Here is a 12,925-nt window from a genome sequence, read left to right on the forward strand (position 1 = left end):
TAGCAAGTGAGATAACAAATTCATTTAGATCGTAAAGTTTCTGTAAAGACGCCCCTTACTAATGAACTAAGTAGAACTTAACTCTGTCCGAATCGCCATTGTGAGAAATATGACTTCTATGCTCATTACCTCGCTTTTGCCAACAATAATTAATGTGGAGAATCCATGAAAATCAGTAAGACCCCCCTTAAATTCACTTACTACCCTTGGGTATGTATGGGTTTAATGCTATTCGTACTAACTGGCTGTGGCAGTGACGACGACAGTTCAGGTTATATTAAATTCTATAATGCATCGGCGAATGCGCCTGGGGTTTACCTCACAGTTGATGAAGATTTAGATAATGACGACGACGATGAAATTGAACTTACCTACAGCGCTGTGGAGTTTGCAGAAGTCAGTGCAAATAACGAGTTGGATACGGGTAGCTATTATGTTGAATTAGCATGGCAGGATGAAGAAAGTAGTGATCGCAGTGATCTCGAAATGGTCTATCAGGAACAATTAAGCATCAACTCTGACAGCATTACGTTCCTTGCTATGACGGGCGATATTAGAGACCCCGAGGTACTTAAATTTGATATTGAAATTGTCGATGACGATGACGACGATGATGATGATTTGTTTAATCTGCGATTTTTAAATCTGCACCCTGACTACACGTACGTTGACGTATATATGTCTGCGGATAATGAAACCTTTAATGAAGCGGTATTCGTTAATACAAGCAGTTATAACGAATTGTCTGAAAATATAAAAATGGACCAAGACCAATATATTTTCTACATCACAGAAGCAGGTAGTGACGAAGTTATTTATACCTCTACTGACCAATCCTATAGCACTGTAAGTCAGTATGTCATTGTATTACGAGAAAATGTTGGGGTTGGTTCATCACCTTTTGCTATCGATAGTATTGGCACAAATGGCGCAACCTTGTTGAACGATGTTGATTCAGAAGCCACCTTCGGTTTCTATAACGGTGTGGCGGAAAGTGAATATTTACCTTACTACGGCGGCTATATCAATATTGATGTCAAATTAGATGACGACTCAGAAATATTGATTGAAAACTTAGGCACAGGTGAATTCAGTGATTCCACAACCACTGCGAATGGCGACTATGGATTTGACGTTACGGATAGTTACACTGACGATACATATATCAGCGATGCATTATTAAGTTTGGAAGAAAATGCCGATAGTACCATCTTCATTTATAACAAGATTGACCCTATTGATGATGATGAAGACGACGACATTGATGAAGACAGTGATGGTGTAGTTGACGGTTACGAAGCCACAATAAAGTCACTTACAATTACCAAGAGCAACACTTCTAGTATCTATAGCCATGGTATCAAAGTGGTTAACTTATCTGATTCTGACGATTTTAGCCGCGTGACATTCTATTTCGTTTTAAATGACGAAATAATTTCTACAGCTGAAAACAAATTATCGGTTCTAGAAACCAGTAGTGGTTCAGTTTCCTTACTGAATAACACCTACGATATTTTCGCCATCGCCACAATAGACGGTACCGACGTTATTATGGACAGTATGTCGATGACCTTAGATGAAGACAGCGTGGAACAATTTCTAATATTCGCAGAAAATGAATCTATGCCATCTGGTTATGAAATGACCTTAGTTAACCAATCATCTGACGAGTAATCTGACAACAGCTCGCTAGTAAACATCACAACAATTCCCTTTTAATGCAGGCACAACAATATTGTGCCTGCCATAGGGCTTATCTGAAATTTGCTTGCGGGCTAGCTAAAAGTAGTAAACAGGAAATTCAATGAAAAAAATCCGACTTGTACTAGCGTTGTCCTGCTCCATGATATTGGGTTTTAAGGTCTATGCTGCACAATACGAAGTGATAGAGTTACCCGTTACCGAATTAGGTAATAGCACGTCTCCCACAGATATTAATAGTATTGGAGAGGTTACGGTCAATCTAGTAACTAAATACAATCCCCCGATTGATATATCGCTACTCGATTTTGACGCATTGTCTGCTTATCTAACCGATGTTGAGTCGGCAAAAGTAGGTGATTTCAACGACGAGGATTACGCATTTCTGTACAGTTATATTCAATCATTTGCTGAGAATCAGTTATATCAACAAATTGCAGCTCAAAATGCGTTTATTGCTACTGAATCAGACAGTGAAGAGTTGCATGGTTTTGACACTTTTGACTCGGTAACAGATGATTACAGCAATAGTGCATACGTTAGCGCACAAGGGATCAACGATTTTGGCTACGCGGTAGGATTCAGCCATGATGGGTTTTACACCGTCGATTACATCAATGATGATATTGACGATGTCACTTATGTATTGAATGACTTTTATGTCAGAGGGTTTGCATACATTGACGGCGATACCGTTGACTTACCACCACCCGAAACAACCGCTGGAGGTTTAAGCTACGCTTATGATATCAATGACAGCAACCAAGTGGTTGGGTTTGGTACGACTGAATTAGTATCTGATGAGTTTGCACAAAGTGTAGAAGACTGCGCAGATGATGATGCCAGGGCAGATGTACCTGAAGAGTCATGTTTACGTAGTCTAAGTGTTGAACTTAGCAGTAGCGTTTCGACAATTTCTCAAAGCAGAGGCATCATTTGGCAAGTAGATGAACGAGGAAGCGTAACCGATACTTATGTTTTACCTATGCTTATCGAACCTGACAGTGACGATGAAACAATTTATAGCAGCACTGCAGTCGCCATCAACGATTATGGTGTCGCCGTGGGAGAATCACCTGCCTACTACCTTGATGGCACAACCATAACCACTGCCGCCGCTATCTATATAGATGATGAAGCGAGCACGATCAATGAAGATGAATATGTTTACTCTAGCACTGCAACAGCCATAAATAATGACAATATCGTGGTTGGTTATGCATCAAAATTGGTAAACGGCAGTTTGGTGAATAAATTCTTCGTTCACGATGTGGATGCAGATGTCACCGAGTATCCAGATGATTTTTATACCTCAGCCAACAGCTATGCTACGGGGATTAATGATCAAAACATGATTATCGGTTATGGCGATTCTGAACTCACCACATCAGGCTCTAGTCGTACCGGGGCTTTTCTATATGATTATAGAAATGATATTTTCAATGAAATTAATACTTTAATAGAGTGTAATAGTGCCTACAACATCGTAGAGGCCCATGAAATCAATGATGATAATATCATAGTTGCCACCGCCACAGTGACAGAGGCTAGTCGCAATCTATCAGGTGAAATTATTTATGATGATTATGGTGCTGAAGTGGAAACTACCCGTTATGTAGCAGTAAAACTCGAACCCATTTCCGGGGGATCAATAGATAATTGTGATGCCCTTGAAGAAGAAGTAGAACGCCAAGGCGGCAGCTTGTTTTGGTTATTTTTGCTCGCTCCTATTGTGTTACTGCGATTTTATCCCTTTAAAAAACTTAGACTGAATATATAGTTATATTGCATATTGTAGTGCAGACAGAGGTTTGCACTACAATCCTGCCTTTTCTTTCTATTTCGATTTTCGATTAAACAGGCCATTTTAAAAATATAGTGCAATGGTAACTTTTCAAACGCTATTTGCTTGGATTTTCATGTAAAATCTTCAACCTATCTATTCAATCAATAAAAAGTATCTAGCATGTTTAAATACTGCCCTAAATGTCAAAGTTCAGATATCAGTTTTGAAGGTCAGCGTTATTGGGATTGTGGCAATTGCGATTTCGTGTATTTTCATAATACCGCCGCCGGCGTTGCTGGATTGATAAAATATCGCAATCAACTGCTTTTCACTGTTCGTGCAAAAAATCCCGAACAAGGAAAACTAGACTTACCTGGAGGGTTTGTAGACTACCATGAGACCCTAGAACAAGGCCTAAGTAGAGAGTTAACGGAAGAGTTAAGCTTAACGATTGCTCCTCAAAAGTGGCAATATTTTTGTTCTTTCCCAAATCAATATCTATATAAGAACATCAATTACCACACCATAGATAGTGTGTTTGCATGTGAGCTAGACCAAAAACCAGAAGTGCAATTAGAAAAAGCTGAAATACAGGAAGCTCGTTGGATAGCGCTAGATGAAATCGACGTCAGTAAAATTGCTTTTCCGTCATTGGCCAACGCCGTAACACAGTTTATCGAAATGGAATAAAAATGCGCCTACATCCTGCTATACCACGGCAAATTCTGAATCCATAGAATAATTTCACCGCAGGTGATACCGAGCCAAGCACCATTTCGTGAGAGAAATATAAATGATTTAAACCTTTGGCAATTCACCCACAATGGATATCAATACTCAGGGCTAAATTTTAGTTGTTTTTTGTCAGTTTACTGGCCTGTATTGCTAGCCCTTCGCACACAGAATTAAATGCATCACCTTCCATAACCGGTAAATGGGGCAACATTACTTCCTGAAGCTCCTTTCTGACAATCGGTGACAAACTCATACCGCCTGTAATAAACAACATTTCAGGGGGCTCACTGCTAATGTCTAAACACTGAGTGACTAAACGTTTCACTCTGCGCATCCAAGTTTGCATCGAACGATTCAAATCAGTCAGAGTAATATTAACATCGTAATCTGGCTCAATGTAATGCAGTGGCAGAGTCACTTCATCTTTAGAAGATAGCAATTCTTTTGCTAAACGCGAGGAGTTGACAAGTCTAGCTGACAATTTTTGTTCTTGTACTATCAACAACCTTTCCAACAATCTCGGATCTTTGGTAATAGACATGGTTTGTGCGATTTCTAACCCATAATCTTCAGAGAAAAACCGATTAAGTTTCGCAATGTCATCAACGGCACACATATCTGAAAAATAGGTAGGTGGTATAGGTAATCCGCTTTGGGTTAACAAATCCTGCCCCATGGTCGGTGCAATGGATTTTACAATGAGGTTTTTGTCACACTCCATTCCTCCCAAGCGCGTACCTGTCACCGCAAGTACGTCTTGTTGACGGTCTAGGTTCGTGCGTTTTTGAGGGGATAATTTAATGCAACACACATCGGTCGTCCCACCGCCAATATCCACCACCAGCACATTGGTTGGTTTATCTAGGGTTCGTTCAATTTGATATGCCGCGGCAATGGGTTCTTCGAGAAATTCAACTTGTTTAAAGCCTGCTTTTTGCGCCGCTTGGGTCATAATTTCAATGGCTTGATTGTTTCCAGCATCGCCTCGAGTACCGTGAAACTTAACAGGTCTTCCAATAACCGCTGTATCCACAGAAGTTTGTAATTGTTTTTCAGCACTTAGGCGAAAGAATTCCAATTGTTTCGCTATAATGCCGACGAATGCTTGCTGCTGACCGGCAATCAAGGTGGCTCCCAAAAAGTTCTTGGGTGAATAAATAAGACGCCCCTTTTCCGGCATTTTTAAATAACGTTTGAAACCCTCTTCACCGAATGCGAATTTGCCTGTTTCAACGAGTTGCTGTAAGGATAAATCTTGCACGGTCATGTCTTTCAGCAACAGTTGAATAGCCTTACGCTGCAGCGCTGGCAAGTTGTGTAATTCGCCCCGCAAGTCATCTATTTTTTCACTGTAAATCCGCTGCTCTCTTGGATCTGCAGCTTCATAGTAGCTTTGCTTGGCTTTTTCAATCTGGTCATTTACCGCACGTTTAATTTGCGCGACTTTTGCTTCAATAATTCCAATGGGTGGCAAGGGTAAATCGTCTTCATAATAAATAAAGACTGAGGATCGAATCTTATTAGCTGCATCAAGATCAGGGTCAAGTTTGATAAATTGGTGTTTCTTACCATCAAAAAAAACTACCTCGGAATTTGAGGTGCCATAATCTATACCAATCGCTGCCATTTGAGTCCAACACTAGTGAAAAATAAAGTCGCGGATTGTAATGTAAAATGCGTTATTGTTCATCTATTGTTTGTCACTTAAACGTTATCCAAATACGGAGATTTATTTAACCCCCTTAAACAAAGGTGACCTTATGGCGCTCACCAATGTCTGGCATTTTGTACAGATCATCAGGCATGGTTTTTACGCGATCGTTAATTTCCTGAAAGAACGAATGGGAATGACTGGGAGATTCAAACGTAATGAGCAACCCTTCTTCATCTGATAAACCAGTAAATCCATGCACGTGATTAGCCGGAACCAAGGCATAGTCACCAGGATTCATTCGCGTGATTGTGTCACCTAAACGCAGTTCAACTTGCCCTTGTAAAACATAGAAGCTTTCGTCCCAAGGATGTGAATGAGGAGGGGCGCCTAGCCCCTTAGGGACGGTATTGAGCATACTGGAGTAACGGCCGTTGGTTTCTTCTGCGGTGCATAAAAACTTTAGTCTCATCCCTAGAACAGCTAACCAGTTTTCGTCACTCGCATGTTTAATTATAGATCTCGACTCCATCTGATATGCTCCTATTCTAGATATTAGCCAGTATAAACTTTAATCAGTATAAATATTAGACAGATGTCAGTACCTATGTCAAGATTACATTATAAATGACAAACCACTTAGATCCGATGACGACTTTGCAGCAAAAAAAAATGGAATTTACCCGTAACCTAATCTTGGACGCGGCATGTGAATTAACACATGAACTAGATGTTGATGAAATTAGTTTTAAGAAAGTTGCTCAACATGCAAATATTTCTGAGCGCACAATATTTAGATACTTTGAGAGTCGAGATACTTTTTTAAATGAACTCACAGCACTGCTTTATCAGCAATTGGCGTTGCCCATGTTGCCAACAACAATAAATCAGCTGCCCGACTACATTTCGCATTTTTATACTAAACTGGACAGCCAACCTAGACAGGTTCTGGTTTTGTTAAAAGGTGAGGTTTTTCAACGTGTTTTGTCAACCACGGCAAAACAACGACTGACTGAATTAACCCAGCTGCTAACTGAAGCTTATCCCCATGCTGCGGAACAAGAAATTGTCAGGACTGCCGCCAATATTCGCTATAACTTAAGCGCATCTAGCTGGCGTTATTATCGCGTGTATTTTGAATTTGATCTAAAGACTTGTATTGAATGCACGCAGATGCTGGTTGCTCAATCCCTCCAGCATCTGCATAAAGTGAACCTTGATACTAATTAGATTTAATCAATATAAGTTCTTGTTGCACAGGAATTAAATACTCAGCTCCGTCTTTGGTAATTTGTACCATTTCCTCAACCGATATGGTTTTAGGTTGACCATCGTCTAATGACCAGCTATAAAATCCATCAAAAGCAAAGGTCATGCCTTCAGCTAAGGTTCGTAAAGAAGCGGGTCGCACGCTGACAGCCCTTGAACCACCCAGGTTAGGTCCAGTGTCGTGGGCAACATATCCCACTGGATGCCCGGTACTCCACATCAATGGTATAGAGCCGGTGGCTTCCATCACTTTGCGCTGTGCGGTATCTACATCAATCCCTCTAACACCAGGTTTCATTGCAGTAAACGCGGCATTTTGTCCTTGTTTAGCATTTTTCCAATAGCGTTGTATATCTGCTGGCGCAGCACTTTCACCGTCTTTTAATACATAAGCAAAGCGTTGAATGTCAGTTACCCAGCGATCGTAAACACGAATACCAAAATCAGTTTGAATCACATCTCCAGGCTGAATAATTTTGTCGGTTGGGTGGGAGTGTCCACGATCTGAACCTGAATTGATATTCGGATTTTGCGCTGCCGCCCAACCGTCTGTTACACCCGCTTCTCGCATTTTCATTTTAAGAAAACGAGCCACATCGGCATCGGTGGTGACCCCAGGTATAACTTGCTGATAAGCCTCAACCTGCCATTGCGCAGTCAACACTGCAGCCTTGCGCATAATATCAATTTCCGCTGGTAGCTTGATGGACAGCCATTGATAAATGACCTCTTCAGCTGAGGTTAAACGTTGCGTAAACTTCGCGCCTAAGGCTTTGGTTAATTGTTGATACTGGGTGAAACTTATTCCATCGGCTTGAGCATTTTTAGTCGACATATTAATTGCGATATTGGCAAAGTTCTTTTCGATAATAAAATTCGCAGCGGTTTGAATGGCCGATCCATTTCGTTCCACTGAAACCACTTCATCCAATAAATTGACATCTTTGAGGGCGGTAGATTCACCCGCCGGCGAGAACGCCATTGAATGGAATTGATTCTTGTGGTTATAGAATAAAAACACTGCAGTTTGACCCGCATTCTCACAACCCACATGGTCAGCCAGCGGGTCATTGTTATTCTCTCGACAAATCACCAACCAAGCATCAACCTCTGCTTTTGCCAGTGCTGATGGCAGCAATGTGGCAATTCGCTGTTTACGGATCTCTGGCCACGGAGATGGGTCTGAAAATTGAGCAAATGCAAAAAACGGCAACCACAATACAAATAACACACTAATTAATTTCACTTTTTTATTATTCCTTTTGGTTCAATTAGTTGTGACAAAATTAACCTGCAGAAGCATAAATATAATGACTGAACTATGCAACCAGCATCACGTGTATTGGAAATTTTCAAACAAGAGTAGATCCTCTGTGTCATTTGTCAGCTAAGGTTGCTTGATTATCATTAACTAACCCTGCCTGTTGCAAAGACTCCGCGAGTAAATCAATAAATGCAGGGACATCAAAATACGAGGTATGTATTAACTCCTGCCAATTGATACTATCACTCAATTCGGTGCGAATATCTGGTGTGGCATCGGCATTTTCAGACATGCCTAACACTAAGCGCACTTTATGTAGGGTTTTAATCGCATTTTTCTCGCTGTGCTGACGTAACGGATCTGCAATTGAATCACCAAGAAAATCACACTTGTGCTCAAATTCAGGAGGGTGCGAACTGATTGCATGGACATCTTCTTTCAATAAATCATCACCCCATGCGCGTTTCTGAATGGATGCCCAAACAATTTTGTTCAGTATATAAGCCAAAGGGCGACCAAATAAGTGGGCGAATACACTCAATAGTTTGGTAAGAATCCATGTTATGGGAATCCAAATAAGCAAAATTTCAAATGCAATTGAAAAAGTAATACCGCCAATACTAAAACCTTCAGAGCCATCCTCAGATGTGAGAAAATAATTGAGCATGTCACCGCTATTAAAAGCCAAATCAAAAGCAAAGATCAAACCAATCAAAATAACTAACCCAAATTGAAAGCTGGCAACAACGGGGAGTAGAAATGTACTTGGAATAATCGGTGCACTTATATTTTGCACGTTACTAAGTGCGCTAATCGCTTCGTCTTCTTTATGCCACAATCCACACCACAAATTACTGTACAGCGCTTCTACTCGTTTCTTCTGTTTTTTCGTAAACCAACTTTTTCTCCGACGTTCATATAACCACAGGCAAGCATAAGTAATCACTCCATAAAGTGTCATTGCATGACCTAGCGTTACTATATTTTGGTTAACTTCAGTTTTAAATAACGCCATAAGCATGATCCAGAACCCCAACACCAAAGACACAATACCCGTTGTGTAAATAGTTAATCCTATGCTTCTAAGGCGTTGAAATAGAAACGTATTTGGTCTGTAATCTAGAAAAGGAGTGCCAACGGTACACCACACTTTAAGCCGTTTAAAAGGGGTTTTATTGTCAACTGATTTCAACAAGGCATTATAAATAACCGAGCCCCCATGACTATGTCCAATTAGATAGTAATCTTGCTCAGCTTCGTCATAGGATGCTAACTGTTTTGCTAGTGCAGAGCCTGCATCTCGCCTTTTATCTTCGCTGTTAGGACCATTTTCCCATTGAAACGGTACTATTTCGACTTGATTAGGATCCAGGTCTAGTCGTTTTTGTAATTCGTCCATAAACACACTGCCAAGTTGCCACCACTTATCTCCTGAGCTAGTGATATCGCCCGCCCCAGTGCCATGGACAGTTACGAGCTTAATAGGTATGTGGTTGTGAAGTAACTCTCCACCGCTCTCTTTTGGGTTGTTTTTATTAAACACAAATCCATCCTTAATTCACTTCCATTAGCGACGACTAGCCACGAGGCTCATGCCAAATTGTATTATTTTCACTCTAAAACTAGCAGCTTTATACAAATTAGTCAGCTACATCCTCTGGGAATAGAGCCCCCCCTCCTTATCGAGACACCCATGTTAATATCAGCGTCCGTTATTGAGACACCCATGCTAATTTCAACGTCCGTTATTGAGACACCCATGTTAATTTCAACATTATCGAGACACCCATAGCAATTACATAGACACCCACGCTAACCAGAAATTTTACCCTCGTTTGACCTTGTCTATGTCAGTATGCGGTTTCGAAACAAATAACATTGATAAAAATTTGCCATATTTGCAGAACTATTGAAGTATTTACCTTAAGCAGATATGGCAAAGATATATCCTGTAGGATTGGTCATGGCAAAAAATAAAAGTAATTTGTCGGTATTATTGATAGAAGACAATTTAGCTATTGCGAAACAGGTTGCTGGCTTTTTAGAGGCGCAAAACTGGATTATTGATTGTGCTACCCTTGGCAAACAAGGGTTAGATTTAGCCCTGCAATATCACTTTGATTTAATTGTGTTGGATCTCAATCTTCCAGATATAGATGGTCTGGTTGTTTGCGATGAAATAAAACGCACAGCTGACCGAAACATTCCTATTTTAATGTTAACTGCCCGCGATGCATTCGAAGATAAAGCGAAAGGATTTGGTATTGGCGCTGATGATTATTTAACAAAACCTTTTGATTTAAGAGAACTCGTCCTTCGTTGTGAGGCATTGGCGCGAAGGCCTCAACTACATGGTGAAACTTTGCTGCAAAAAGGCATGTTGAGCATTGATAGTAGAGCCCATAAAGCCACCTTTAACAATTTAGAATTAACCACTACAGGTATTGGCTTTCGTATTTTACAAAAGTTAGTTGAGGAATACCCTTACCCCGTGAGTCGTTCCGAATTAATTCGTCATTTATGGGGTGATGAACCTCCTGAGAGCAATGCCCTAAAATCGCATATTTACGGCTTACGAAAATCTTTTGAAAAAGTCACAGACAAGCCGGTATTATGCACTATCAGCAATATAGGTTACCAATTGCAGGCTTTAGATGATTAAATTTAAATCTCTGAAACTACAGTTGTTTTGTGCATTTGGTGGATTGAGTTTAATCATTTGTCTTTTTTTTATTCGACTCAGTTTTTTATTTGCCGATATTATTCAACAGAACAGTGCAGAGACTATTTTGCGTAATGAAGGTCTGCATATCGCTTCCATCTACCAACAGTACAAGACTATCCCAGACACGAGTGTTAACTATATTTCAATATACTCCGACCTAAGTCAGCTTCCGCCAGAGATCCAACAGCAATTCGACCAAAATCAAGGGGTCAATAAAATTCACTATCAATCCAACTATAGCTTTCTGTTATCTCAGCCCTTGGCTAACAATGCCCAAGTGTTTTTATTACTCAATCGAACACAGTTAGAATCTGCCTCCCATATGTCGAGCGTCATGCCACTATTTTTGTTTAGCATTTCAATCGGCGTTAGTGTTTTAACCCTCCTCAGTTCTTGGTATCTGGCGACATTGATTTCCCGTCCTGTACAATCTCTTACCAACAGCGTAATCGCCCACAGATCATCTCAAGATTGTGAAATCCAAGGAAAAGAACGAGAAGATGAAATTGGCCATCTTGCAGTAGCATTTTCTGAAACCTTTGAACAGTTGCAAAGAGCACTAAAACGAGAACAAGATTTCACACGTGACGTAAGCCATGAATTACGAACCCCAATAACACTGATTAAAAACACATTGGAGCTGAGTAAAACATCGCCTTTAGATAAAGAAGGGTTTTTAATTTTAGAACAAGCTAGCAATGAATTAAAACAAACAGTAGAAGTTTTATTAGCGTTAGCCAGAGAAAAAAACCTTGAATTCAACTCCCTAGCAATTTTACCCATTGTTGAAAAAACCGTGCTAGCTATCTACCGTATTTATCCGCACATCGGTTTTCAAGTCAATATTGCTATTCCTCCTTCTATGAAAGTCACTGGAAACCACTATTTAATTTCTCTCCTTTGCCAAAATCTAGTCAATAATGGTTTCTATCACGGCTATAAAGGCGGCATGAAAATTAGTGCAGAAGGCAACAAATTAATTTTTGAAAACGAGTTGAGTGAAATAGACGAAAGACCCTATTATCAAGGGTTAGGTCACGGCCAATATTTAGTTAATCGAATCGCCAATGTGATGGGCTGGGATTTATCCATAGAGCAGTTTGATGATTCATATCGAGTGACAGTTATCCCTTACTAATTGCCACAGGTTGATTTTGTTTAAACAGTAAAAGGCTTAAACATACAAACCAAACAACCTGTAGGGCACCAAAAAGTGCGCCGACTAGACTTAAACTCGGTATCAAGGTTAATAAACCAAAGGCGGCAGTAATATAACCTAAACCATGAATTACCCTAGAGAAACGCCGTTGCTCAATGAGGGTTAAAGTCATGACTAACATCCAGATCCCGCCTACCCACTCTACGCCTTCACCTAAACCCATTTGAATGGCGTAAATATCTTGCCATATTTCCGAAATTTCCCCTTTAGCGGGTAACCAAGCATTGAATAAAAACTCAATAGAAAGGATTGCAATTAAACCGCTGGCAAAAATATATGAAGACCAAATATAGCTGACTAACATCGTTAGTTTATGCATTTTTGAATGTTCTAGTGTGCCTCTAGCCGTGATCTGCATGCTCAATAATAAAATGGCCACCGCGAAAACAATATATACAATAAAATACCAGAATTGCATTAACATTGGGTGCTCGGTAAACACCTGCAGACGCTGAGAAGGTCCGTCATTGAAGTCAGGCACCCACACCAATATTAGAGTCAATCCAAAGATAAATGATAGTGCGCAGGTTAAAGACGCAATTGCCGCTAAATTAATTTGAGTTTTCACTCGTCAG

Annotated in this window: 11 protein-coding genes; 6 read left to right on the plus strand and 5 right to left on the minus strand. The window is 40.2% G+C overall.

All coding sequences use genetic code 11. The features are described 5' to 3' along the window. Positions 1 to 165 precede the first annotated feature (165 nt). The 3 genes from Q4574_RS19095 (at position 166) to Q4574_RS19105 (ending at position 4,177) form a co-directional block, all read left to right on the plus strand. Positions 166 to 1,674 carry a DUF4397 domain-containing protein gene (locus tag Q4574_RS19095; protein WP_303476639.1) on the plus strand — a complete coding sequence of 503 codons (1,509 nt, stop codon included), beginning with the start codon at positions 166 to 168 and terminating at the stop codon, positions 1,672 to 1,674. Between the two features lie 130 nt (positions 1,675 to 1,804). Then, positions 1,805 to 3,481 carry a DUF3466 family protein gene (locus Q4574_RS19100; protein ID WP_303476642.1) on the plus strand — a complete coding sequence of 559 codons (1,677 nt, stop codon included), beginning with the start codon at positions 1,805 to 1,807 and terminating at the stop codon, positions 3,479 to 3,481. A 186-nt stretch (positions 3,482 to 3,667) separates the two neighbouring features. Beyond that, positions 3,668 to 4,177: an NUDIX domain-containing protein gene (locus Q4574_RS19105; RefSeq protein WP_303476645.1), complete on the plus strand. Its 510-nt coding sequence runs from the start codon at positions 3,668 to 3,670 to the stop codon at positions 4,175 to 4,177. A 160-nt stretch (positions 4,178 to 4,337) separates the two neighbouring features. On the opposite strand, the gene Q4574_RS19110 is transcribed toward Q4574_RS19105, so the two are convergent. Next, entirely contained in the window at positions 4,338 to 5,849 is a 1,512-nt protein-coding gene (locus Q4574_RS19110; protein ID WP_303476647.1) for an Hsp70 family protein, read from the minus strand. 115 nt (positions 5,850 to 5,964) lie between these two features. After that, complete coding sequence (locus Q4574_RS19115; RefSeq protein WP_303476649.1) at positions 5,965 to 6,405, minus strand: cupin domain-containing protein; 441 nt, start codon at positions 6,403 to 6,405, stop codon at positions 5,965 to 5,967. Between the two features lie 95 nt (positions 6,406 to 6,500). Between Q4574_RS19115 and Q4574_RS19120 the strand changes: the two genes are divergently transcribed. After that, a complete protein-coding gene (locus Q4574_RS19120; RefSeq protein ID WP_303476652.1) occupies positions 6,501 to 7,103 on the plus strand; it encodes a TetR/AcrR family transcriptional regulator in 603 nt (200 codons plus the stop codon). On the opposite strand, the gene Q4574_RS19125 is transcribed toward Q4574_RS19120, so the two are convergent. Both Q4574_RS19125 and Q4574_RS19130 read right to left on the minus strand, forming a co-directional pair. After that, on the minus strand, positions 7,096 to 8,388 hold the full coding sequence (locus Q4574_RS19125) for a Xaa-Pro peptidase family protein (protein WP_303476655.1): 1,293 nt from the start codon (positions 8,386 to 8,388) through the stop codon (positions 7,096 to 7,098). The two genes, Q4574_RS19120 and Q4574_RS19125, sit on opposite strands and share 8 nt — an antisense overlap. Before the next feature lie 130 nt (positions 8,389 to 8,518). After that, a complete protein-coding gene (locus tag Q4574_RS19130) occupies positions 8,519 to 9,949 on the minus strand; it encodes a hypothetical protein (RefSeq protein ID WP_303476657.1) in 1,431 nt (476 codons plus the stop codon). A gap of 420 nt (positions 9,950 to 10,369) precedes the next feature. Here Q4574_RS19130 and Q4574_RS19135 point away from each other — a divergent pair, with 420 nt between their 5' ends. Together Q4574_RS19135 and Q4574_RS19140 are read left to right on the plus strand one after the other, a co-directional pair. Continuing rightward, a complete protein-coding gene (locus Q4574_RS19135; protein WP_303476660.1) occupies positions 10,370 to 11,068 on the plus strand; it encodes a response regulator transcription factor in 699 nt (232 codons plus the stop codon). Further along, positions 11,061 to 12,269: a histidine kinase dimerization/phospho-acceptor domain-containing protein gene (locus Q4574_RS19140; protein ID WP_303476663.1), complete on the plus strand. Its 1,209-nt coding sequence runs from the start codon at positions 11,061 to 11,063 to the stop codon at positions 12,267 to 12,269. Before Q4574_RS19135 ends, Q4574_RS19140 begins: the two co-directional genes overlap by 8 nt. On the opposite strand, the gene Q4574_RS19145 is transcribed toward Q4574_RS19140, so the two are convergent. Beyond that, a complete protein-coding gene (locus tag Q4574_RS19145) occupies positions 12,256 to 12,918 on the minus strand; it encodes a hypothetical protein (protein ID WP_303476665.1) in 663 nt (220 codons plus the stop codon). The two genes, Q4574_RS19140 and Q4574_RS19145, sit on opposite strands and share 14 nt — an antisense overlap. Positions 12,919 to 12,925: the final 7 nt, after the last annotated feature.

The organism is Aliiglaciecola sp. 3_MG-2023, from assembly GCF_030548205.1.
Classification (GTDB): domain Bacteria; phylum Pseudomonadota; class Gammaproteobacteria; order Enterobacterales; family Alteromonadaceae; genus Aliiglaciecola.